This window comes from Massilia scottii, assembly GCF_030846495.1.
Classification (GTDB): Bacteria; Pseudomonadota; Gammaproteobacteria; order Burkholderiales; family Burkholderiaceae_D; genus Telluria_A; species Telluria_A violaceinigra.
Genome location: NZ_JAVCWM010000013.1, coordinates 1 through 24,259 on the forward strand (window position 1 = coordinate 1; position 24,259 = coordinate 24,259).

The window sequence follows — 24,259 nt, forward strand, 5'->3', positions numbered from 1 at the left end:
GTCTCCGCAAACAACTCCCGCCCGATCAGCATGCGGCGGATTTCGCTGGTGCCTGCGCCGATTTCGTAGAGCTTCGCATCGCGCCACAGACGTCCGACCGGATACTCGTTGATATAACCATTGCCGCCCAGCGTCTGGATCGCTTCGCCCGCCATCCAGGTCGCTTTCTCGGCGCTGTACAGGATCGCGCCGGCGGCATCCTTGCGCAGGTTGCGGATCGCTTCCGGCGTCCTGGCGCGGTCGCAGGCCTGGCCCACGGCGTACACATACGCCTTGCACGCCATCATGGTCGAGTACATATCGGCCAGTTTGCCCTGCATGAGCTGGAATTCGCCGATCGGCTGGCCGAACTGCTTGCGGTCGTGCACGTACGGCACCACCGCATCCATGCAGGCCGCCATGATGCCCAGCGGACCGCCCGAGAGCACGGTACGCTCGAAATCGAGACCCGACATCAGCACGTTGACGCCCTTGCCCAGGCCGCCCAGCACGTTTTCGGCCGGCACTTCGCAATCCTGGAACACCAGTTCGCCCGTGTGCGAGCCGCGCATGCCCAGCTTGTCGAGCTTTTGCGCGATCGAGAAACCCTTGTAGCCTTTTTCGATGATGAAGGCCGTCATGCCGCGCGGGCCGGCTTCCAGGTCGTTCTTGGCGTACACCACCAGCACGTCGGCGTCGGGGCCGTTGGTGATCCACATCTTGGTGCCGTTGAGCACCCAGCGGTCGCCCTTGAAGTCGGCGCGCAGCTTCATGCTGACCACGTCGGAACCCGCGTTCGGCTCGGACATGGCCAAGGCGCCAATGTACTCGCCGGAAATGAGCTTCGGCAGGTACTTCATCTTCTGTTCTTCGGTGCCGTTGCGCTTGATCTGGTTGACGCACAGATTCGAGTGGGCGCCGTACGACAGGCCGACCGAGGCCGACGCGCGCGAGATTTCTTCCATCGCCACGATGTGGGCCAGGTAGCCCATCTGGGCGCCGCCGTACTGCTCGTCGACGGTGATGCCGAGCACGCCCAGGTCGCCCATCTTGCGCCACAGGTCCATCGGGAACTGGTCGCTGCGGTCGATTTCCGCCGCGCGGGGAGCGATCTCTACCGCGGCGAATTGTTGAACTGCTTCGCGCAGCGCGGCGATGTCTTCGCCATGGTCAAAGGTCAAGCCTGGAAGATGCAGCATTGTGTCGTCCTCGCGGGGTCGGAATGGGAAGAGTTCATCATACGCATGTTTGACGTTAACGTAAACGTCAAGCACTCGCGCTGTTTGCATTGCGCTTGTTATTCAGGCATTGGCCGTGGTTTCAGCCAGCATGCGGCGGCATTCTTCTTCATGGGCGGCAATTTCGGCCAGGGCCATGTCGATATCCTCGCGCTGGCGCTCCAAGGTTTCGCGCTGGTGCGCCAGCACGCCGAGGAAGCGGTTCATCTGGGCCGCGGTATCCTTGGGGGACTCGTACATGTCGACGATGCTCTTGATTTCCGACAGGGTCAGGCCGAGGCGTTTGCCGCGCAGGGTCAGCTTGAGATGGGTGCGGTCGCGCGCCGTGTAGACCCGGTTGCGCCCGCCCACGCCTTCGCGGCTGGGGCGCAGCAAGCCCTGGTCTTCGTAGAAGCGGATGGCGCGCGCGGTAATGTCGAATTCGCGCGCCAGTTCGGCGATGGTATAAGTACGCATGGACATCAGTGGCTCATAACTAATAAGAAGCGGCGGTGGGAGGAGACGGCACGGAAATCGCCTGCGGCAGCTTCCGTTTACGTCAACGTCAACCTATTGTAGCGTGCCTGCCCCTATCCTGAACGCGAAAGATGGCGGGCGCAGCGTCGCCAGCCGCGGCCCATGGCGATGCCCGCGGCCGCCTTTTTCGCTCGATTTCTATACCGGACTCATGTGCAAGCATCTGATCCAGCACAAACCGCGTCATCGTGCGCCGGGGCGGCTGGGTCGGGCCGATTTACACTGTTTTTTTCGACCAGGTGACCTTTCCCGCCGCTCCGGACCGCGCAGATTATTGTTTATGAATCAAGGTTTTATTTTGCACACCAAGTCCGTGCGATGCATGTGCAATGCCTGCCAAATTGTTACATCCGGGAAGCAACTTGTCACAATTGGTCTCAACTGTGAAGAGACTGACTTTCATGCCGTTGCATGAAATAGTGCCACCCATGAATTCATCCAACGAACGGGAAAGCTTTAGTGAACGCCTGCAGCAGGCACTAAAGAACGCCCATTACTCACCCGACAGTCCCACACGCTTGGCGCGGGAATTTAACATTCGCTTCGATGGACGGCCGATTACGGTGCACGCTGCCCGCAAATGGCTGGTAGGAGAGGCTATTCCTACGCAAGAGAAGCTGCGCATGATCGCGCAATGGCTGGGTGTGCCCGCGGAATGGTTGCGCTTTGGCGGCGACGAAAATGCCGCGGCCAACGGCGATGGCGCGGGTGGTCTGTCGCGTTTTGAATCGGCCGATGTGAAATTAATCGCCGATTTACAGCGTCTGGACGAGCATCATCGTCAAATTGCGCGCGAATTCATTCGCATGCTGGTCCGCATTAATTACCAAAAGTAGCTATTTGGCACGCATATCGGCTTTTTCAGCGTTGATATAAATCGTTTTCTTGCCACGCCGAGGCGCCCGATCGGGGGCGGCGGTTTCTCCACGGGCGTACTTTGCGCCGCATCAATCCCATATCCCGACCCCGTCCTCTGCAAATTCGACGGGGCTTTATGATTTGTCATGGCGACGCCATAAAATTCATGCACAATGGTCAGACCACGGGTAAAGTTTCCCGGAGGAATGCATTTATATTGTGCCGCCCAAAACCGACATAGTGGCTCATAATCACAGCAGCACTTGTACTCTTGTCATCCCGTTACGCACCAAGCCGAGGATTCCGCCGTCTTATGAAAAGTAACTACAGCAACACCGCCCAGCTCAAGGACCTGATGACCGTTCCCCCGATGACGGCAGCGCAGCACGCAGAAGTCATGCGCAAGCGCATCCAGCATCGGCGCATGGTCGAGGAAGCGAAAGAATTGAAAAAGGCCGACAGCTGGCAGTTCGACAAGCGCTGAGCGCCCGCCGCGCGTAGCAAGGCAGTGCCGGCGCCAGGCTGGCGCGGCTGCCTGTACGCCTCAGCTGTCCGGCTGAGCGTCGGAACCGGCTTTCATGCCGGCCCAGCGCGGCGCCAGCGTGTGCACCACGCCGAACAGGTCCATGACCCGTCCCACCGTATGATCGACCATGTCGTCGATGCTTTCCGGCTTGTGATAAAAGCTCGGCAGCGGCGGGAAGATCACTCCCCCCATTTCCGTTACCGCCGTCATATTGCGCAGGTGCGCCAGGTTGAACGGGGTTTCACGCACCATCAGCACCAGCCGGCGGCGCTCCTTGAGCACCACGTCGGCCGCGCGCGCGATCAGGTTGTCGGACAGGCCCAGGGCCACGGCGGCCAGGGTTTTCATCGAGCAGGGGGCGATCACCATGCCGTCGGACTGGAACGAGCCGCTGGCGATCGACGCACCCACATCGCGGTTCTTGTGGACGACATGGGCCAGCGCCTCGACCTCGCGGCGCTGCATGCCCAGTTCCTGGTGCAGGGTCAGGACGGCGGCGTCGGAGACGATCAGGTGCGTTTCGATGCCGGGCGTGGCGGCCAGTCGCTGGACCAGGCGCACGCCATACACGGCGCCGGTGGCGCCGGTGATGGCGACAACCAGGCGCCGCGGGCGCAGATCAGGCATCGAGCAGGGCTTTGAGTTCGCCGGACTCGAACATTTCGTTCATGATGTCGGAACCGCCGATGAATTCACCCTTGACGTAGAGCTGGGGAATGGTCGGCCAGTTCGAGAAGTCCTTGATGCCCTGGCGCACTTCCGGATCTTCCAGCACATTGACGGTGGCGATGTTCTCGACGCCGCAGGCTTTCAGGATCTGGATGGCACGGCCGGAAAAGCCGCATTGTGGAAACTGCGCGGTTCCCTTCATGAACAGCACCACGGGGGTGGCGGTTACGGTTTCTTTGATCCAGGTTTTTACGTCGCTCATGGCTTGCCTCGGTGGGAAATAGGTTAGATGCCGCCATTTTATAAGAAAACGGCGGGGGGTGGACGTTTGGGGCCTGGCGGCGTTGGGAGTAGGGGGTTCTAGCTACTTTGACGGAGAGGCGAAAAGGAAGCTTCATCGTCCCTCAGCAATTTGCCCAGGCAAACCGCATCATCGCGCCCGACGTATTTACCGTAGTTGGAAATGATGCCGTAACCGTGCTTTGCGTAGAAAGCCAGCGCGCGCGTGTTGACCTTGCGCGTTTCCAGCCACAGCTGATGGTAGCCGAACCCCTGCGCCGCCCGCTCCACGTGCGCCAGCAAGGCTGCGCCGACACCGCTGGCGCCGGGGCGCGCGAACATGCGCTTGACTTCCCCCACGTCGCCATCGAGCGGGCGCAGTGCCGCGCAGCCGAGCAATTCCCCGGCATCGCCGCGCGCCACCACGAACAGCGAGCGCGCCGCCCTGGCATCGTCGGCCGAGAACGAGGCCTTGCCGCTGTCGCCCGTGATGGCCGCCAGCGCCGCCGACAATTCCTCGATCAGCGTGCGGGCATCAAGGCTGTCCGGATCGCAGGCGGCGATGGCGATCATGGACGGCTTATCCACGCAGCTTGGCGAATGCCGCCGCCATGCTGCCGCCGGCCGGCGCCGGCGCGCGGTCCTGCTTCTGCTGGTGCTGCGCCAGGCGCTTGCCGTCGGTGCGGTCGCCGCGCTGCTCCGGCTTGGAGCCGGCCTGCGGCGCGCTGTCGGTCAGGCGCATGGTCAGGGCGATGCGCTTGCGCTTCTCGTCCACTTCCAGCACCTTCACGCGCACCACCTGGCCGGCCTTGACCACCGTGTGCGGGTCCTTCACAAACGTGTTCGACAGCGCCGAAATATGCACCAGTCCATCCTGGTGCACGCCGATGTCGACAAACGCGCCGAAGGCGGCCACGTTGGTCACCACGCCCTCGAGGATCATGTCCGGGCGCAGGTCGCGGATCTCTTCCACGCCTTCCTTGAAGGTGGCGGTGGTGAACTCCGGGCGCGGATCGCGTCCCGGCTTTTCCAGCTCCTTGAGGATGTCGGTAATGGTCGGCACGCCGAATTTGTCATCCGCGTACCTGGCTGGATTGAGCGTCTTGAGCAGGGAGGCGTCGCCGATGACGGCCTTCATCTCCTTCTTGATATCGGCCAGGATTTTTTCCACCAGCGGATACGATTCCGGGTGCACCGCCGAGGCGTCGAGCGGATTGGCGCCGCCCATCACGCGCAGGAAGCCCGCCGCCTGCTCGAACGTCTTCTCGCCCAGGCGCGGCACCGCTTTCAGGTCCGCGCGCGAGGTGAAGGCGCCTTTCAGGTCGCGGTAGGTGACGATTGCCTGCGCCACGCTGGAAGACAGGCCGGACACGCGCGCCAGCAGCGGCGCCGAGGCGGTGTTGACGTCCACCCCGACCGCGTTCACGCAATCTTCGACGACGGCGTCGAGCGAGCGCGCCAACTGGGTCTGGCTCACGTCGTGCTGGTACTGGCCCACGCCGATCGACTTCGGATCGATCTTCACCAGTTCGGCCAGCGGGTCCTGCAGGCGGCGTGCGATCGAGACCGCGCCGCGCAGCGACACGTCCATCTCGGGCAGCTCGCGCGAAGCGAACTCGGATGCCGAGTAGACCGAGGCGCCGGCTTCCGACACGACGATCTTGGTCAGCTTGAGTTCCGCGCGCTGCTTGATCAGGTCTTGCGCCAGCTTGTCGGTTTCGCGCGAGGCGGTGCCGTTGCCGATCGAGATCAGCGACACATTGTGTTTCGCGGCCAGCGCGCCGAGCACGTGCAGCGAGCCGTCCCAGTCGTTGCGCGGCTGGTGCGGGTAGATGACGGCGGTATCGACCACCTTGCCGGTGGCGTCGACCACGGCCACCTTGACGCCGGTGCGCAGGCCCGGGTCCAGGCCCATGGTGGCGCGCGGGCCGGCCGGCGCGGCCAGCAGCAGCGCTTTCAGGTTCAGGGCGAAGACGTTGATGGCATCGAGTTCGGCGCGTTCGCGCAGGGCGCCCATCAGCTCCGTTTCGAGGTGCATGAAGCTCTTCACGCGCCAGGTCCAGCGGGCAGTGTCGGCCAGCCATTTGTCGGCCGGGCGGCCCTGCTGCTTGATACCGAAGCGCGCGGCGATGCGGCCTTCGCACGGGTTGTGCGGCGCATCCCACTTCGGTTTTTCGGCTTCGGTGTCCAGGCGCAGGACCACGTCGAGGATGCCTTCGCGGCGGCCGCGCAAGAGGGCCAGCGCGCGGTGCGAGGGCACGGTGGAAATGGTCTCGGAGTAGTCGAAGTAATCGGCGAATTTTTCGCCTTCATCCTGCTTGCCTTCGACGACCTTCGATTCGACGATGCCGTGTTCCTGCACGTATTCGCGCAGCGACTGCAGCAAGGTCGCGTCTTCGGCGAAGCGCTCCATCAGGATCTGGCGCGCGCCGTCCAGCGCGGCCTTGGTGTCGGCCACGCCGGGGTTGTTGCCGTCGTCGCTGGTGAAGGCTTCGCGCAGATATTTGGCGGCTTCTTCTTCCGGGGCGCTGGTCGGGTCGTTGAGCAATTGATCGGCCAGGGGCGCCAGGCCCGCTTCGATCGCGATCTGCGCCTTGGTGCGGCGTTTCTGCTTGTAGGGCAGGTAGAGATCTTCCAGCCGGGTCTTGTCTTCGGCGTGGGTGACGGCGTCGAGCAGGGCCGGGGTCATCTTGTTCTGTTCGGTGATGGACGAGATGATCGCGGCGCGCCGGTCTTCCAGCTCGCGCAGGTAGCGCAGGCGCTCTTCCAGCAGGCGCAACTGGATATCGTCCAGCCCGCCGGTCGCTTCCTTGCGGTAGCGCGCGATGAAGGGAACGGTGGCGCCCTCGTCCAGCAGGGCAATGGCGGCGGCAACCTGTACAGGCTTGGCGGCAAGTTCTATGGCGAGACGTTGTTCGATAGTTGGGAGCATGGGTGAACATCCTGGTGAGTCAAGCACGGAATGATACGCAATCGCGGCGAATGCGCCAGTCTTGACAGTGCTCGAACGGTGTGCAGGGCGGCCGCTGGTTTGGCCGCTGGTTTGGCTGATTGATATTGCGCAGTGTACAGTGCCTTTCTTCCCCCGTTTAATAGCTTAAATCACGATGGAAAAATTGCGTCAGTATTTTCTCGAACTTCAATCGACATTACCTGCCGATGGACCGGGTTTCAGCGTGGTCGTGCTGCAGGAAAATGCGGTGGTATGCGAACTGCATCACGGGCTGGCCTCGCTGGAATTGGCGGTGCCGCTGTCGGGAAAGTCGGCCTATTATCTGGCGTCGGAATCGAAGCAGTTTACGGCGGCCTGCGTGCTGGCGCTGGTGCGCGCCGGGCGGATTGGGCTTGATGACGACGTGTGCCTGCATCTGCCGGAATTGGCACGGATGGAGCAGGCTTTTCCGTTACGCTCGCTGCTCAATCACACCAGCGGCATTCCCGACTATTTTCAGTTTTTGGCGTGCCAGCTGGGGCGGCACGAGGCCGATTATTTTAACAATGCGCTGATCTTGAAACTGATTGCCTGTATCGATACGGTCGTTTTTCCAACCGGGACGGCGTACGGTTACAGCAACAGCAATTACATCCTGCTTGCGGCCTTGGTTGAGCGCTTGAGTGGCTTGTCCGCGGCGCGTTTTGCGCGGGAGACCTTATTCGAGCCATTGGGTATCGAGCGCATGGGTTTTGACGATGACCGCAGCAATGTGATTGCGCATCGCGTGTTCAGTTACGAGGCCGATGCGGCGCGGCCGCGCGGATACAAACAGCATCTCGGCAATGCCAATACGGTGGGCGATGGCGGCGTGTATGCCAGCACCGATGAACTGGTGCTGTGGGAGCGCGAATGGCATCGCCAGTGGGCCGATCGCGGGAGTTTGCTGCATGCGATGCTGCAGCCATCGCCGATGGCGGATGGAACGGTGCTGCCGTATCGTTTCGGGCTGGAGCTCATCGAGCGCAACGGCACCGATGTGGTTTTTCACAGCGGCGGCTTGTGGGGCTTTAATACGCTGCTGATGCGGGTGCCGGCGCTGCGTTTGTCGGTGATCTGTCTGGCCAATTGCGACAGCGCGGAGCCGGACATGGAGCGCATGCTGGCGGCGCTGGCGTGAGGTTCCGAACTTGCCGACGGATCGATTTCTTCGACGCGCGATGTGCGGCCGGTGGCAGAGAGGATGCCGGATTGTCCGGAACCGGTTGAACCGTGGATCAGCCAGTCCGGGATGGAATGCAGCGAACGATGTCAAACGTCGGCATCGTCTGCGCTATTCCGGCAGGGCTTATACGCTATTGGCTGCCTCGTCAGGGTCGGTATCGCGGCGCCGGGCCTCCCACCACGCAGGCAGATGTGGATTCAGATATTTCCACCCTACTCCGTGGTATGAGGGCTGCCTCATATGACTGCCAACAAGCACGGTTGCGCAAATTATCGATAGCGCCGACGCAGGATACCAACCTGGCCACTGCCAGACAATGGTCGTACCTGCCACAATCAAGAAAAATGCGGCCCAGATCAGCTCAAGCTTGCGAGGAAGACGGAACACGTTGCAAAAAGCGAAAAAGTGTCCGACGACGAGCGCGATTGGCAAACCTAATCCAGCGTCAATTTGCATACCCGCAACCGAGCCACAGATGCCAAGGATAATGACGATGACATCCGTTAGTGAAATTCGGAAACCTGGCTTAAATAGTTGATTTTTCATTTTTTTAGCATATGGATGCGAGTCTCCGAAGGCAAACGCCAGCGGAGGCCAATTGCGGGTTACTGTCCACCCGGTCTCAACGCATCGGCGCCAAGTGCAAGCTACTTCAATGACGAGCAAGTACCGAAAAATCGAACCCTTGGAATATAATTTCCACCCACATTTCCCTGTCAAATTCAATGAAGTGGCGGAAAATTCCGGCTTCGAGCATGCAGAATTCATGAACCAGCAGGTCCGCCGGCTGAAGGGGCCATTGGCTGGGCTGTAAAGACGAATTTATGCCCAGTACATCGGTATACACCAGATTGATGACCGATTCATGGGATGAGTGCAGCAGCCTGAGTTTGACCGTTGATGATCCTTGCGCAGCGCCCACATACTCTTTTTCCACGTTCAGCGATTCCAGCCACGCATCGTGGAGGGTGACGTCAGAGTTGAGCGCATAGCGGTCCGGCTCCATGGAAAACGAGGCAAGCGCGGGCGGCATGTCCTGCTGGATGGTGCCCAGATAGGCGAAATAGGTATCGAAGCACGTCGCGCCGTCGTGGCGTTGATAAATATATTTGAACTCGTTCATAGGTGTCACGCTTTGCAAGAAAATCGGACGGGGCTCAACACGGAAACGCTGCTGAAGCGTCCGCGTCCACGCGTCCGGAAGCGACGCTATCCGGCACTGCCTCGCCATCCGCCGCCATGTTCACTTCACTTTCCATAGTCGAACGCGCCTTACAAGCATCAGAAATATCCAAGTGAAAACCCCTGCTATGGGCATCGAAAAAAACAGGATGCCTGGGCTGACAACGTTCAAATTCAGTGCTTGTGCAGATTGGTGGGACGCTTTATAGCGCACATCGATTCGCCCACCTTCAAGTGTATGCGCTTCAACGATCTGTAATCCAGCCGCATCACGAGTCGCTGAATACTCCCACGACTCATCATCGGTCGCCCCTTTATCAACCAGCAGGTGCAGCGTCGCCTCCCGGTTGTTTTCGACAAATTTACCAAGGTCAGGCAGAAGAACCGGTTCGACCCGATTGCCTTTTGCGGGGACTCTGACCATGACGGTAAACGGTGATGGCACAGGATCATCCGACGATATCTGACGCTCGCACCGGTTCAGATAGCATACGATTTTCATTGTTGCGACAGTGCTGGCCACAAACACCACTGGGGTGAGGGACCATGTACCCAGGACTACGAGCAGAGCCAAAAGATATTTTTTCATTTTTGATGATACCCGCAAGCTGTTGTAAATTTTGCGGAAATTTCATTTCTGATTTGCGGTGCCAGCCAGCTTTCTTCGTCGTGCGCCAGCTGAGCCAAATTCCACGATGGATTTCGTTCCACGCCTACTCGTGCGTAACCGGCTCTGGCCGGTCGACTCTGAATTGCGTTTCATCTTTCAACATGAAAACCGTGATGTCCAAGGCTTTGCCGTTGCGGTCTTGTACGCTGTACCGGTAAGTGAAAAGTTGGTGGAAGCTGCTCTTGTAGTGGGCTTCGAGAGCGGATGCGTCCACGATGGCGCGGAGTTCTTGCTTCAGTTCCGGTTTCAAATACCAGATATGTTCTTTATCAGGATTTTTTAACATGGCATTGACAGCGTTCAGCGCATCACGGTGCCCTTTGGCCACCCGTTGTCGTCTGTCTTCCTCACAATAAGCAAAGAGCGCCGCCACGCAAATGACGAACATGCACAATGAGCCGAACTTGCGTTGATAGCACAGGGCAATTGCACGGATGAGAAGGGTGATCACGCTTCCTGCGGCCAGCAGCACCCCGATCTGGGGCACTGGAATAATTCCCAACAGGATGGAATAGCCACCAGCCCACGCGACATTCATGTCGATGATGAGGAAGCCGGCAATGAAGACAGCGGGGCTCATCGCTCCGGGTTGTTTCACCTGGCGTATGAGTAGCTCAGCTATTTTCGCATCGGTCAAACCTGCCGGCCGGAGCAGAAAGCCCGTCCGATTAAACTGAGCAGCAAGAATTCAGATCAGCACTCGAAACCATGCTGCTCACGGTACTGCTTGACCACCTTCGCAGGCATCGTGTTGAACAGGGCGCAGACGGTAAAGCTGCCTTTTTGCTTGCCGTTCTGAACGTAACCCCAATCCGAAATGTCGGCGCGCTTGAAGGTGATTTCTTCGCCGTTCTCGACGCTTTCCACGATTTGGGGATCATTGGCAATCGTGCCGGCGAAGCCGGTTTTGGTCTGCTCGAAGGGCATGACCCACATATGCTCGCTGCCATTTTCATCGGTGATTTTTACCTTCAGGCGGAACATGGCCGCGCCTGCGGGCGGCTTGGCAGCCGTGGCGAGAAAGGTGTCGAGCGACGCTTGTGCCTTGGTGATCGCAGCGGCCATTGCCGGATTTTCATCCCGGACCATGACCATACGGTCGCCGACCTGGGCATTGGCGGTGGCGGTAAGAAGCAACAGGGCGAGAACGGCGGGGAGTTTCATGATTTTTCCGGAAAGGGGGGGCGAGCGTCGCAGCGATAGAAAGTGGCTCGGAAGTTGCAATTTTATCCATATAGTGAATAAATTGCAACATCCATATTCTCAATATTTGGTACGGGACGCCAAAAATAAAGGCGTACCTGCAACCAGTAAGCAATGCAGGCTTGCCGAGCTCCCAAAAATCCGTTGCATACGTTTTTCAACCGGTGCTTACCCTTGCAGCATGAACGCCATCCCTGGGCCCATGACCCGCACAAACAAGCTCCGCTGCGTGTGAAAGAGAACAGAACACAAGCGTCTTTATGTCGGATAATATCGGGTGTTATCGTCTTCGATATTGCCCTTAAGAACACATGCACACGATGGATTTAACGCGCGACGAACCCCGCGAAGGACGCCCTGCCACCGCTGCGCCGCACGCCACGGCGTCGGCCTTGCCGGCGCCGATCGCCAGCTGGCTGCAACGGGTCGAGGCTGCCGCCCACCCGCAGCCCAAGCTCGACCTGGAGGTCAAGGATCCCAAAGTCGCCCAATACAAGTTCGTCTATGTCCTGGCCCCGACCAGCGGCGGCCGTCACGTCGCCCTGTGCCTGTGCAAGGCACGCCTGCGCCCGAACGGCGAAGTGGCCGCCGCCAGCCCGGTCAGCGAAGTGTTTTCCCTGCTTTCGGCCCCGCCCGCCTACCTCGAAGGCGACGATGAAGACCTGGTGCGCTTCTTCATCGCCATGCGCAGCGGCGCCGCGTCCCAGGGCGGCAGCGCGACCGAACCGAAAGGCAAGGTCGGCGCCATCCTCCTGCAAATGTTGCTGGAACAAGACAAGCTGCTGTGGGCGAATTCCTGGGCCGACATGGCCAACGGCCTGATCTACCCGCTCCAGGCTGGCCCCGTGCGCGAAGCCAACCTGGTCTGGCGCGAGGAAGGCCGCACCGCGCGTCTCGGCTGGCAGGTCCAGCCCGCCAGCGGCGCGACCCACACCGCCGCCGACCAGATCGATTACATGCTGCCCACCGATCCGCCGTGGTACATCGACAACCTGTCCTGCGGCGCGCTCGCGCTCAACCGCGGCGGCGTCGATATTTCCCTGGCCGACTTGCAGGCGCTGGTGGCGCAAGCCCCGGCGCTGAGCGGCAACGATAAAAAACGCGTCTCCCAACTGCTGCTGGCCCATGGCCTGCAGCAACTGATGCCCCTGCCGCAGCCGCTGATCCAGCGCCTGCGCGACGACGTCAAGCCGCGTCCGCACCTGCTGCTCGACAGCGTGCCGCTGGCCGATGGCACGCACCAGCGCTGGCACGATTACGCGGTGCTGTCCTTCGATTACGACGGCGAGCGGGTCGCGTTCGATCCGGCCCAGCGCGTGGTGCGCCAGGTGGGCGACGTGACCGAAGTCATCGCCCGCGATATCCCGGCCGAGGCCGCCTCGCTGGAAGAACTCACGGCCTTAGGTTTCCGCAAACCGGGTACGCCGCCGCTCAACGCCCTGGCCGGCGCGCAGCAGCTGGAAAGCCAGGCGCACTGGCTGCGCTTTGCCGAAGGCGACCTGGCTGGCCTGATCGAGGCCGGCTGGCATGTGCAGAAATCCAGCAAATACCGCTACGACGTTGTCGCGGTCGAAGACTGGTACGCCGAGATCGACGAGCCGGCCGAAGCGGGCAACGCCTGGTTCGAGCTGGAGCTGGGCATCGTGGTCAACCAGAAACGCGTGCCGCTGCTGCCGGTGCTGGTGCAGCTGATCCGCAGCGCCCCGAGCGACTTCGATCCCGAGGTCCTGGCCGCCCACGCCGACGCCGACCAGATGCTGGCCACGCTGCCCGATGGCCTGCGCGTGGCGCTGCCCTGGGGGCGCTTGAAGCCGATTCTCAACACGCTGGGTGAACTTTATTTCAGCGACAAGATCAAAAACAAGGTCAGGCTCTCGACCCTGGATGCGGGCCGGCTCGAAGAACTGGCACGCGGAACCGCTTTGCGCTGGTTCGGCGGCGAGCAGTTGCGCGAAACCGGCCGCAAGCTGAGCTTGTTCGGTTCCGTGCAAAAAGTGGCGCCCCCGGTAGGGCTCCAGGCGACCCTGCGCGATTACCAGGCAGATGGCCTGGCCTGGATGCAGTTCCTGCGCGAGTACGACCTCGCCGGCATCCTGGCCGATGACATGGGCTTGGGCAAGACGGTGCAAACCCTGGCCCACATCCTGATCGAGAAGGAAGCCGGCCGCCTGACCCATCCGGCCCTGGTCATCGCGCCCACCAGCCTGATGACCAACTGGCAGGATGAAGCGGCCCGCTTCGCCCCCGACTTGCGCGTGCTGCTGCTGCAAGGCAAGGAGCGCCTGGAACAGTTCGACAAGATCGAGGAAGTCGATCTGGTCTTGACCACCTATGCCCTGTTGCCGCGCGATGAAGAAAAGCTGCGCGAGCATGAGTTCCACCTCGTCATCCTCGACGAATCGCATTACATCAAGAACACGCGCTCCAAGGCGGCCCAGAGCGCCGGCCTGCTCAAATCGCGCCACCGCCTGTGCCTGACCGGCACGCCGCTGGAAAATCACCTGGGCGAGCTGTGGTCGCAATTCCATTTCCTGCTGCCGGGTTTGCTGGGCGATGAAAAAACCTTCAACAGCCAGTTCCGCCACCCGATCGAGCGCCAGGACGATCCGCTGCGGCGCTCGCTGCTGAACCGCCGCATCCGTCCCTTCCTGCTGCGCCGGACCAAGGACAATGTGGCCAAGGAATTGCCGCCGAAAACGGAAATGGTGCGCAAGGTCGAATTGTCGGGTGCCCAGCGCGACCTGTACGAAACCGTGCGCCTGGCGATGGACAAGAAAGTGCGCGACGAGATCGACAAGAAAGGCGTGGCGCGCAGCCAGATCGTCATTCTCGAAGCCTTGCTCAAGCTGCGCCAGGTGTGCTGCGACCCGCGCCTGGTGAAAGCCTTGCCCGCCAAGAAGAAAGACAGCGGCTCCGCCAAACTGATCGATCTGATGCAGATGGTCGACGATTTGCTGGAAGAAGGCCGCAAGATCCTGGTGTTCTCGCAATTTACCAGCATGCTGGCCCTGATCGAGGAAGAGCTCAACGCGCGCCGCATTCCGTACGCCTTGCTCACCGGCGACACCAAGGACCGCGCGGCCCAGGTCGCCGCCTTCCAGCAGGGCGCGGTGCCGATTTTCCTGATCAGCCTGAAAGCGGGCGGTGTCGGCCTGAATCTGACCGCAGCCGATACCGTGATCCATTACGATCCGTGGTGGAACCCGGCCGCCGAAAACCAGGCCACCGACCGGGCCTGGCGCATCGGACAGGACAAACCGGTGTTCGTGTACAAGCTGATCGCCAAGGGGACGTTGGAAGAAAAAATCCAGTTGTTGCAGCAAAAGAAATCCGATCTGGCCCAGTCCATCCTGGCGGAAGGCGAGTCGCAAAAAATGAGTCTGACGCAGGAAGACCTGCAAGCCATTTTCGCGCCGCTGGAGGAGTAAACTCCTCGGATTTTCGTTCATATACTTTCATGCAACGTTGGCGATATACTAGCGGAGTATTAATGTTGAACCGGTAAAGAAAGCGTTCCATGAATAACAGTGTCATCGAGGCAAGCAAGGGAATCATGCCGTCCGGCGACATTGTGCTCATGGAACAGTTTCGTGCCATCGCCGAGTTGCGTGGCGACGTCGCCTGGATCGTGGACTGTGCATCGGGAACGCTGTCGTACATCAGCCCGTCCGTGCGTGACATGCTGGGATATGCACCCAGAGATTTCATCAGGCAGCTTTCCACCCACGAAGCGGCGTCGCCGCTGGCCGCCTTGTGCACGGGATTGCCAGAGCGCCTGGCCCGTTTTGCGGCAGGCGATCAGAGCCGGCGCGCGCTGTTGCGCCACTTTGAGCAGGTGCGTCCGGATGGCAGCACGGTCCCGCTCGACGTGCGCTCGACTTTATTGACGGATGCCAACGGCAAGCCAAGCGCCCTGGTCGGCGTGCTGATCGATACCAGCGCCGAGCGGGAACGTGCAGAACAGCAGCGCCGTTTCGCCAGCATGCTGAACCATGAATTCCGTACGCCCTTGTCGACCATCGACGGCGCCATCCAGCGCCTCGAAGCGACCGGAACCCAGGCTGACGAGCCGACCCGCCAGCGCTACCGCAAGATCCAGGCGGCCGTGGATCGCCTGATCGGCATGCTCGACGAGTACCTGTCGCCCGACCGCATGGACGAGATCGGCGGTACGCGCCCGCCCGACACGGTTGTGCCGGAGTTGCTGCTGCGCGAAGCGGCCGCCCGGATCATCGCCGCGGGCGGCAGTGCGCAGGTCGAGTGCAGCGGCTTGCCGCCCTCGATCCGGGCTCAGCCAAACGGCCTGCGCCTGGCTTTGAAAGTGCTGGTGGATAACGCGTTGCAATATTCGCCGCCCGGGCAGCCGGTCATCCTGGCCGGTCACGGTACGGCGGACGGCATCGAACTGTCGGTGCGCGATCACGGCGAGGGCGTGCCCGACGCGCAGACCGGCGCGATTTTCGGCAAGGCATTTCGTGGAAGCAACGCCGTGGGCAAGGGTTCCGGTTTGGGGCTGTATATGGCGCGTTCCGTGATCGAAGTACATGGGGGCAGCATCGGTGTTCAAAATGTGGCACCATCAGGCGCCTTGTTCAAAATCTGGCTGCCCGTACAACGCGCCGCGGGGAAAACAGTTGCGCCAGAAGGGTGCAGCAGTGATAATTCCGCTAATCAACAGACAATGGAAGGCACCGCGCGCAAGTAAGGAAACGATGCACGGGGTAATGAAATGAATAAAATGGCCAACCCATGACGCAGATATTGATTGTTGAGGACAACGGCGACTATGCCGGCGATATGGCGGAGTTCCTGACCGAGCTCAACCATGAAGTGATGGTCGCGACCACCGCCGCCGAGATGTGGGCCGCCCTGACCAAGGTCCCGACCGCCGTGGTCGTGCTCGATCTCGGCCTGCCCGATGAAGATGGTTTCAATGTCATTCCACGCATGCGCCAGCTGTATCCGGAAATCGGTTTGCTGGTGCTGACCGGCCGCGTCGCCTTCGACAACCGCATTCTTGGTCTGCGCCTGGGCGCGGACCATTACCTGACCAAGCCGATCAAGTTTCCGGAACTGGCCGCCCATATCGAGGCGCTGGACCGGCGCGTGCGTCCGCCCGAGCCGGCGGCTCAGCTGCCGAGCAAGTGGACCTTGCGCGTCAGTGCGCGCCAGCTCGAACTGATGGGGGCGGTGATCGACCTGACCGAAAAAGAGTGCAATTTCCTGCACCTGCTCACGCTCAACACGCGTCCCGTGCCGCGCCAGGTGATCGTGGCCGGCATGGGCGGCGACGATCCCGACGCCAGCCGCCGGGTCGACATGCTGGTTTATCGCCTCCGCAAGAAAGCCCGTTCAGGCCTCGGGCAGGATTTGCCTCTGCGCAGCGCCTACGGCGAAGGCTACAGCCTGTCCGCCGGTTTCACGCTCGCGTAACCGGTTACATCGCTCACGGAACGGGCGAAAACAGGCTTCCCGTATTCTTGCTGGAAAAAAGCGTATATGAAGATTCCTACCGAACTGCTGTTCGAGATGAATGGGAACTCTGGAGCTCGGCATGTCTCCTCATAAAATGGGGACATAGCCACCCCTGATAACCATGAGCCTGTTTTTAATCAGGGACAGAGTCATGATAATTCAGTAAAATGCCGCGGTCCGTCCCTTTTTCATACCGCCATGGCCCGCCTTCCCCGTCTCGTTCTCCCCAACCAGCCGCACCACATCATCCAGCACGGCAACGACCGCCAGCTGATTTTTCGCGAAAGCGAGGATTACCAGCGCTTTCTGGGATGGCTGAAGGAAAGCGCCAGGGAATTCAAGGTCGCCATCCACGCCTACGTGCTGATGCCCAACCACCTGCACCTGCTTGCTTCTCCATCGACGGTGGAAGGCCTGGCGCAAACCATGCAGCGGGTCGGCCGCTATTACGTTCCCTGGTTCAACGCCAAGTACGGCCGCAGCGGCAGCCTGTTCCAGGGGCGCTTCAAGACCTCGCTGATCGATGCCGCCGCCTATTTCCTGCTCTGCAGCCGCTATATAGAACACAACCCGGTGCGCAGCGAGCTGGTGTCCGATCCCGTGAATTACCCCTGGTCGAGCTACGCCCACCACGCCGGCGCCCAGCCCGACAGCGTCATTACCGACCATGCGCTCTACTGGGCACTGGGTAACACCCCCTTCCAGCGCGAAGCGGCTTACATCGAACTGAGCCGGCCGGCCCTCACGCGCGAGCAGCTGGACCAGATCAACGCCGCCGTGCTCAAGGGTTGGCCGCTCGGTTCCGATGCCTTTAAGACAGAATTGCAACACCGTGCCAAGCGCCAGGTACTGCCGGCCAAGCGGGGAAGACCGTTCAAGATCAAGGCTCCCGCCTCCTGAAAACGCCCGATGGGCGTTTTTTTTCGCTTGCCAGAAACGCCAAAATCCTTGTTCCAGCTAAGCGGAACGCATAAACGCTAAAAGCGTACGACTGTGTCCCTATTTAATTTTCGGAGCGACGCCAGCGCAATTAATTCGACTCTGACCCTAATTAATCCTATTGCCGTTTCTGCTGCATTGCACTAATCTTGGTCTTCGACTTTCAAAAGCTGTGGAGAATGCGCATGATTGCCCAAGGTTTGTACGATCCGTCCAATGAACACGATGCCTGCGGCGTCGGTTTCATCGCCCACATCAAGGGCAACAAGAGCCACTCCATCATCGAGCAGGGCTTGTTGATCCTGAAGAACCTCGATCACCGGGGCGCCGTCGGCGCCGACAAGCTGATGGGCGACGGCGCCGGCATCCTGATCCAGATCCCGGACCAGTATTTCCGCGACGAGATGGCGAAACAGGGCGTGGAACTGCCACCGCCGGGCGAATACGGCGTCGGCATGGTGTTCCTGCCAAAAGAAAACGCATCCCGCATTGCTTGCGAGCAAGAAATTGAACGCGCCGTGCGCATCGAAGGCCAGGTCGTGCTCGGCTGGCGCAATGTGCCGCTCGACGACACCATGCCGATGTCGCCTACCGTGCGCGGCAAGGAACCCGTGATCCGCCAGATTTTCATCGGCCGCGGCCCGGACATCATGGTCACCGACGCGCTCGAGCGCAAACTCTACGTGATCCGCAAGTCGTCCGGCCACGCGATCCAGGCGCTCAAACTGCTCCACGGCAAAGAATTCTTCGTGCCATCGATGTCGGCGCGCACCATCGTCTACAAGGGCTTGCTGCTGGCCGACCAGGTCGGTGTCTATTACAAGGACTTGCAAGACCCGCGCTGCATCTCGGCACTGGCGCTGGTGCACCAGCGTTTCTCGACCAACACGTTCCCGGAATGGCCGCTGGCCCACCCGTACCGCCTGATCGCCCACAACGGCGAGATCAACACCGTCAAAGGCAACTTCAACTGGATGCGCGCGCGCGAAGGCGTGATGAAGTCGGCCGTGCTGGGCGAAGACCTGCAAAAGCTGTTCCCGCTGATCTATGAAGGCCAGTCCGACACCGCCTGCTTCGACAACGCCCTCGAACTGCTGATCATGGCCGGCTACCCGATCGCCCAGGCCATGATGATGATGATCCCGGAAGCCTGGGAAAATCACACCATGATGGACGACAACCGCCGCGCCTTCTACGAATACCACGCCGCGATGATGGAACCGTGGGACGGCCCGGCCGCCATGGCCTTCACCGACGGGCGCCACATCGGCGGCACCCTGGACAGGAACGGATTGCGGCCTGCCCGGTATATCGTCACCGACGACGACCTGGTCGTGATGGCGTCCGAATCGGGCGTGCTGCCGATTCCGGAATCGAAAATCATCCAGAAATGGCGCCTGCAGCCGGGCAAGATGTTCCTGATCGACCTGGAAGCGGGCCGCATCATCGACGACAAGGAATTGAAAGACACCTATGCCAACGCCAAGCCCTACAAGGCATGGATCAACTCGGTGCGCATCAAGCTCAACGAGATCAAGCTCAAGGAAAGCCAGCTCGGCCACAACCGCGCCAAGGATGGCGCCCACCCTGGCGCAGCGGCCCAGGGCGAAAAAGCCCCGGCCTCCGTGCTCGACCGCCAGCAAGCCTTCGGCTACACCCAGGAAGACCTGAAGTTCCTGATGGCGCCAATGGCCGTGCTCGGCGAAGAAGCCACCGGTTCGATGGGCAACGATTCGCCGCTGGCGGTCATGTCCAACAAGCTCAAGCCTCTGTACAACTATTTCAAGCAACTGTTCGCGCAAGTGACCAATCCGCCGATCGACCCGATCCGCGAAGCCATGGTCATGTCGCTGGTGTCGTTTATCGGACCGAAGCCGAACTTGCTCGATACCAACAACGTCAATCCGCCGATGCGCCTCGAAGTGTCGCAGCCGGTGCTCGGTTTCGACGACATGGCGCGCCTGCGCAACATCAGCGCCCACACCGGCGGCAAGTTCAAGTCGTATGAGCTGAACATTTGCTACCCGGTCGCCTGGGGCAAGGAAGGCATCGAAGCCTCGCTCGCCTCGCTGTGCGCCGAAGCCGTGGATGCGGTCAAGTCCGGCCACAACATCCTGATCGTGTCCGACCGCGCCGTCTCGGCCGAACAGGTCGCCATTCCGGCCCTGCTGGCCACCTCCACCGTGCACCAGCACCTGGTCGGACGCGGCCTGCGCGCCTCCACCGGCCTGGTCGTGGAAACCGGCTCGGCCCGCGAAACCCACCACTTCGCCCTGCTGGCCGGCTACGGCGCCGAAGCCGTGCACCCCTACCTGGCCATGGAAACCCTGGTCGAACTGGCCCAGGGCATGAGCGGCGAGATGTCCGGCGACACCGCCATCTATAACTACACCAAGGCCGTCGGCAAGGGCTTGATGAAGGTGATGTCCAAGATGGGCATCTCGACCTACATGTCGTACTGCGGCGCGCAAATCTTCGAAGTCATCGGCCTCAATAAATCGCTGGTCGACAAATACTTCAAGGGCACGTCCTCGAACGTCGAAGGCATCGGCGTGTTCGAGGTGGCCGAGGAAGCCCTGCGCCTGCACACCCTGGCCTTCGGCAACGACCCGCTCTTGCTCGACGCGCTAGACGCCGGCGGCGAATACGCCTTCCGCGTACGTGGCGAAGAACACATGTGGACGCCGGACGCGATCGCCAAGCTGCAGCACTCCACCCGTAGCAACAATTTCTCGAGCTACAAGGAATACGCGCAAATCATCAATGACCAGAGCCGTCGTCATTTGACACTGCGCGGCCTGTTCGAGTTCAAACTCGATCCGACCAAGGCCATTGCGCTCGACGAAGTCGAACCGGCCAAGGAAATCGTCAAGCGCTTCGCCACCGGCGCCATGTCGATGGGCTCGATCAGCACCGAAGCCCACGCCACCCTGGCCATCGCCCTGAACCGCATCGGCGGCAAGTCGAACACGGGCGAAGGCGGCGAAGATCCGTTCCGCTACACCAAGGAATTGAAAGGCATCAAGATCAAGCAGGGCGAAACGATGGCCTCCGTCATCGGCGAACAGAACGTGGTGGTCGATATTCCTTTGCAGGAAGGCGATTCCCTGCGTTCGCGCATCAAGCAGGTCGCTTCGGGCCGCTTCGGCGTCACCGCCGAGTACCTGAACTCGGCCGACCAGATCCAGATCAAGATGGCGCAGGGCGCCAAACCTGGCGAAGGCGGCCAGCTGCCGGGCCACAAGGTGACCGAATACATCGCCAGCCTGCGCTTTTCGGTGCCGGGCGTGGGCCTCATTTCGCCACCGCCGCACCACGATATTTACTCGATCGAAGATCTGGCGCAGCTGATTCACGACCTCAAGAACGCCAACCCGCGCGCCTCGATCTCGGTCAAGCTGGTCTCGGAAGTGGGCATCGGCACGGTTGCCGCCGGTGTCACCAAGGCCAAGGCCGACCACGTGGTGGTCGCTGGCCATGACGGCGGCACGGGCGCATCGCCATTGTCGTCGGTCAAGCACGCCGGCACGCCGTGGGAACTGGGCCTGGCCGAAACCCAGCAGACGCTGGTGCTCAATGGCTTGCGCAGCCGTATCCGCGTGCAGGCCGACGGCCAGATGAAAACCGGACGCGATGTGGTCATCGCCGCCATGCTCGGCGCCGACGAGATCGGTTTCGCCACGGCGCCGCTGGTGGTCGAAGGTTGCATCATGATGCGCAAATGCCACCTGAACACCTGCCCGGTCGGCGTTGCCACGCAAGATCCTATTCTGCGCGCCAAGTTCTCGGGCAAACCTGAGTACGTGGTCAACTATTTCTTCTTCGTCGCCGAAGAAGCGCGCCAGCTGATGGCCCAGCTCGGCATTCGCAGCTACGACGAACTGATCGGCCGGGTCGACCTGCTCGACAAATCGAAAGCCATCAGCCACTGGAAAGCCCGCGGCCTGGATTTCTCCAACATTTTCTACCAGCCGGTGGTGCCGGTGGGCGGCGCCGTGCGCCAGGTCGAAGAGCAGGATCACGGCCTGGAAAAAGCCCTGGACCACAAGCTCATCGCCCAGGCCAAGGCCGCGCTGGAAAAAGGCGAACGCGTTTCCTTTATCTCGCCGGTGCGCAACGTCAACCGCACCGTCGGCACCATGCTGTCGGGCGAAGTGGCCAAGCGCTACGGCCACGCCGGTTTGCCGGACGACACCATCCACATCCAGTTGCAAGGCACGGCCGGCCAGTCCGCCGCCGCCTTCCTGGCCGCCGGCATCACCCTGGATCTGGTGGGTGAGGGCAACGATTACGTCGGCAAGGGCTTGTCGGGCGGACGCATCATTGTGCGTCCCAACACCGAGTTCCGCGGCTGGGCGGTCGACAACATCATCGTCGGCAACACGGTGCTGTACGGCGCGATTGCCGGCGAAGCCTTCTTTAATGGGGTGGCGGGCGAACGCTTTGCCGTGCGCAACTCCGGCGCCACCGCGATTGTCGAAGGCTGCGGCGACCACGGTTGCGAATACATGACCGGTGGCACGGTCGTGGTGCTGGGCGCGACGGGCCGCAACTTTGCGGCGGGCATGTCGGGCGGCGTGGCCTATGTCTACGATCCGCTGGGCGACTTCGAGAAGAAATGCAACACCGCCATGGTCAACCTGGAGCGCGTGCTCAGCACCAAGGAACAGACCGACCGCGCCGGCTGGCACAGCCAGAGCCGCGCCAGCGACCGCGAGTCGGATGAAGCCATTCTCAAGCGCCTGATCGAACGCCACTTCAAGCACACGGGCTCGACCCGCGCGCGCAACCTGCTGGACGACTGGGCGACCGGACGCGCCAAGTTCGTCAAAGTGTTCCCGACCGAATACAAACGGGCGCTGGAAGAACTGCACAACAGCAGCATGGAAGAAGCGAACGACAAGATCGATGCGGTCGCCAGGATTGCGGCATAAGAGCGTCGCTTAAGACGGCCCGCGCGGGCACCCGCTGCCCGCGCCCTACTGAATACAAGGAAAAACATCGTGGGTAAAATTACCGGCTTCATGGAATTCAAGCGTCAGGACGAGGGGTATCTCGAGCCGGGCGCGCGCGTCAAGAACTACAAGGAATTCGTGCTGCACCTGAGCGATCCGCAAGCGAAGGTGCAGGCGGCGCGCTGCATGGATTGCGGCATCCCGTTCTGCAACAGCGGCTGTCCCGTGAATAACATCATCCCGGACTGGAACGATCTCGTTTTTCACGGCAACTACCGCGCCGCGCTGGAAAACCTGCACTCGACCAATAACTTCCCCGAGTTCACCGGCCGCGTCTGTCCCGCGCCGTGCGAGTCGGCCTGTACCCTGGGCATCATCAGCGATCCGGTCGGCATCAAGTCGATCGAACACAAGATCATCGATACCGGCTGGGAACACGGCTGGGTGGTGCCGCAGCCGCCGGATAAGCTGAGCGGCAAGAAAGTGGCGATCATCGGTTCCGGTCCGGCCGGCCTGGCGGCGGCGCAGCAACTGGCGCGCGTCGGCCACGCCGTCACCGTGTTCGAGAAGAGCGACCGCATCGGCGGCCTGCTGCGCTACGGCATTCCCGACTTCAAGATGGAAAAGACCCACATCGACCTGCGCGTCAAGCAGATGGAAGCCGAAGGCGTGACTTTCCGCACCAGCGTGCTGGTCGGCAAGGATTTCCCGGCCACGGTGAACAACTGGGCCAAGGAAACGATTTTCCCGGAAGACCTGGCAAAAGACTTCGACGCCATCGTCATGGCCGGCGGCGCCGAGCAGCCGCGCGACTTGCCGGTACCGGGGCGCGAGCTCAAGGGCGTGCACTTCGCGATGGACTTCTTGCCGCTGCAAAACAAGGTCAACGCCGGCGACAAGCTCAAGGACCAGATCAAGGCGACCGGCAAGAACGTGGTCGTGATCGGCGGCGGCGATACGGGGTCCGACTGTGTCGGCACCTCGAATCGTCACGGCGCGCTGTCGGTGGCCCAGTTCGAATTGATGCCCCAGCCGCCGGAGCAGGAAAACAAGCCGCTGGTCTGGCCGTACTGGCCGACCAAGCTGCGCACCTCGTCCTCGCATGAAGAAGGGTGCGAGCGCGACTGGGCGGTGGCCACCAAGCGCTTTGAAGGCAAGGGCGGCAAGGTCGACAAGCTGATCGCCTGCCGCGTCGAGTGGAAAGACGGCAAGATGATCGAAGTGCCGAATTCCGAATTCGAGATGAAGGCCGACCTGGTGCTGCTGGCCATGGGCTTTGTCTCGCCGGTGCAACAGGTGCTCGATGCCTTCGGCGTTGAAAAAGATGCGCGCGGCAACGCCAAGGCCACCACCGATGGCGACGGCTGCTATGCCACCTCGGTGCCGAAGGTGTTCGTGGCCGGCGACATGCGGCGCGGCCAGTCCCTGGTGGTGTGGGCGATCCGCGAAGGCCGCCAGTGCGCGCGCGCCGTCGACGAATTCCTGATGGGCGAATCGGTCCTGCCGCGCTAGCCGCTTGCCACTACCCCGTCGTTCCTGCCACTGGCAGAAACGACGGCTCGTCAGCGAGTGGTAAATGTGTCTCTTTTTTGACCGATTTCGCTGCCCTTATA

The 24,259-nt window shown here is 61.2% G+C and carries 20 protein-coding genes; 9 read left to right on the plus strand and 11 right to left on the minus strand.

Annotated elements, in window-relative coordinates; genetic code table 11:
• Positions 1–1,178, minus strand: a 1,178-nt coding sequence (locus RBA41_RS18645) for an isovaleryl-CoA dehydrogenase (protein WP_306625715.1), incomplete at its 3' end; no start/stop codon positions are given.
• A gap of 102 nt (positions 1,179–1,280) precedes the next feature.
• Entirely contained in the window at positions 1,281–1,673 is a 393-nt protein-coding gene (locus RBA41_RS18650) for a MerR family transcriptional regulator (RefSeq protein WP_099881878.1), read from the minus strand.
• Between the two features lie 488 nt (positions 1,674–2,161).
• Here RBA41_RS18650 and RBA41_RS18655 point away from each other — a divergent pair, with 488 nt between their 5' ends.
• Positions 2,162–2,569, plus strand: a complete 408-nt coding sequence (locus RBA41_RS18655; RefSeq protein WP_306625716.1) for a hypothetical protein — start codon at positions 2,162–2,164, stop codon at positions 2,567–2,569.
• 335 nt (positions 2,570–2,904) lie between these two features.
• On the plus strand, positions 2,905–3,075 hold the full coding sequence (locus tag RBA41_RS18660) for a hypothetical protein (protein ID WP_167086010.1): 171 nt from the start codon (positions 2,905–2,907) through the stop codon (positions 3,073–3,075).
• Between the two features lie 60 nt (positions 3,076–3,135).
• Here the strand turns inward: RBA41_RS18660 and RBA41_RS18665 are convergent, their stop codons facing one another.
• The 4 genes from RBA41_RS18665 to RBA41_RS18680 all read right to left on the minus strand — a co-directional run bounded on the left by RBA41_RS18665 (position 3,136) and on the right by RBA41_RS18680 (position 6,997).
• Entirely contained in the window at positions 3,136–3,744 is a 609-nt protein-coding gene (locus tag RBA41_RS18665) for a UbiX family flavin prenyltransferase (RefSeq protein ID WP_306625717.1), read from the minus strand.
• The gene (grxD, locus tag RBA41_RS18670; protein ID WP_099873017.1) at positions 3,737–4,048 is read right to left on the minus strand and encodes a Grx4 family monothiol glutaredoxin; all 312 of its coding nucleotides are present in this window, start codon (positions 4,046–4,048) and stop codon (positions 3,737–3,739) included. The genes RBA41_RS18665 and grxD overlap by 8 nt, the downstream gene beginning before the upstream one ends.
• A gap of 98 nt (positions 4,049–4,146) precedes the next feature.
• A complete protein-coding gene (locus tag RBA41_RS18675; RefSeq protein ID WP_306625718.1) occupies positions 4,147–4,638 on the minus strand; it encodes a GNAT family N-acetyltransferase in 492 nt (163 codons plus the stop codon).
• 7 nt (positions 4,639–4,645) lie between these two features.
• Positions 4,646–6,997 (minus strand): Tex family protein, encoded by a 2,352-nt coding sequence (locus tag RBA41_RS18680; protein WP_306625719.1) that lies wholly within the window; start codon positions 6,995–6,997, stop codon positions 4,646–4,648.
• Between the two features lie 175 nt (positions 6,998–7,172).
• On the opposite strand from RBA41_RS18680, the gene RBA41_RS18685 reads away from it, so the two are divergent.
• On the plus strand, positions 7,173–8,177 hold the full coding sequence (locus tag RBA41_RS18685) for a serine hydrolase domain-containing protein (protein ID WP_306625720.1): 1,005 nt from the start codon (positions 7,173–7,175) through the stop codon (positions 8,175–8,177).
• A gap of 168 nt (positions 8,178–8,345) precedes the next feature.
• Here RBA41_RS18685 and RBA41_RS18690 read toward each other — a convergent pair whose 3' ends face one another.
• The 5 genes from RBA41_RS18690 to RBA41_RS18710 all read right to left on the minus strand — a co-directional run bounded on the left by RBA41_RS18690 (position 8,346) and on the right by RBA41_RS18710 (position 11,238).
• Positions 8,346–8,768, minus strand: a complete 423-nt coding sequence (locus tag RBA41_RS18690) for a hypothetical protein (RefSeq protein ID WP_306625721.1) — start codon at positions 8,766–8,768, stop codon at positions 8,346–8,348.
• 106 nt (positions 8,769–8,874) lie between these two features.
• Positions 8,875–9,345, minus strand: a complete 471-nt coding sequence (locus RBA41_RS18695) for a hypothetical protein (RefSeq protein ID WP_306625722.1) — start codon at positions 9,343–9,345, stop codon at positions 8,875–8,877.
• 120 nt (positions 9,346–9,465) lie between these two features.
• Entirely contained in the window at positions 9,466–9,993 is a 528-nt protein-coding gene (locus RBA41_RS18700; protein WP_306625723.1) for a hypothetical protein, read from the minus strand.
• 124 nt (positions 9,994–10,117) lie between these two features.
• Entirely contained in the window at positions 10,118–10,711 is a 594-nt protein-coding gene (locus RBA41_RS18705; protein WP_306625724.1) for a hypothetical protein, read from the minus strand.
• 56 nt (positions 10,712–10,767) lie between these two features.
• Positions 10,768–11,238 (minus strand): YegJ family protein, encoded by a 471-nt coding sequence (locus RBA41_RS18710; protein ID WP_306625725.1) that lies wholly within the window; start codon positions 11,236–11,238, stop codon positions 10,768–10,770.
• 359 nt (positions 11,239–11,597) lie between these two features.
• Here RBA41_RS18710 and RBA41_RS18715 point away from each other — a divergent pair, with 359 nt between their 5' ends.
• The 6 genes from RBA41_RS18715 to RBA41_RS18740 all read left to right on the plus strand — a co-directional run bounded on the left by RBA41_RS18715 (position 11,598) and on the right by RBA41_RS18740 (position 24,158).
• A complete protein-coding gene (locus RBA41_RS18715) occupies positions 11,598–14,705 on the plus strand; it encodes a DEAD/DEAH box helicase (RefSeq protein WP_306625954.1) in 3,108 nt (1,035 codons plus the stop codon).
• 125 nt (positions 14,706–14,830) lie between these two features.
• Complete coding sequence (locus RBA41_RS18720) at positions 14,831–15,982, plus strand: PAS domain-containing sensor histidine kinase (RefSeq protein ID WP_306625726.1); 1,152 nt, start codon at positions 14,831–14,833, stop codon at positions 15,980–15,982.
• Positions 15,983–16,026: 44 nt separating this feature from the next.
• Positions 16,027–16,710 carry a response regulator transcription factor gene (locus RBA41_RS18725; protein ID WP_099872997.1) on the plus strand — a complete coding sequence of 228 codons (684 nt, stop codon included), beginning with the start codon at positions 16,027–16,029 and terminating at the stop codon, positions 16,708–16,710.
• 240 nt (positions 16,711–16,950) lie between these two features.
• Positions 16,951–17,652: a transposase gene (locus RBA41_RS18730; protein WP_306625727.1), complete on the plus strand. Its 702-nt coding sequence runs from the start codon at positions 16,951–16,953 to the stop codon at positions 17,650–17,652.
• Positions 17,653–17,876: 224 nt separating this feature from the next.
• Entirely contained in the window at positions 17,877–22,625 is a 4,749-nt protein-coding gene (locus tag RBA41_RS18735) for a glutamate synthase-related protein (protein ID WP_306625728.1), read from the plus strand.
• 69 nt (positions 22,626–22,694) lie between these two features.
• Positions 22,695–24,158 (plus strand): glutamate synthase subunit beta, encoded by a 1,464-nt coding sequence (locus RBA41_RS18740; RefSeq protein WP_306625729.1) that lies wholly within the window; start codon positions 22,695–22,697, stop codon positions 24,156–24,158.
• Positions 24,159–24,259: the final 101 nt, after the last annotated feature.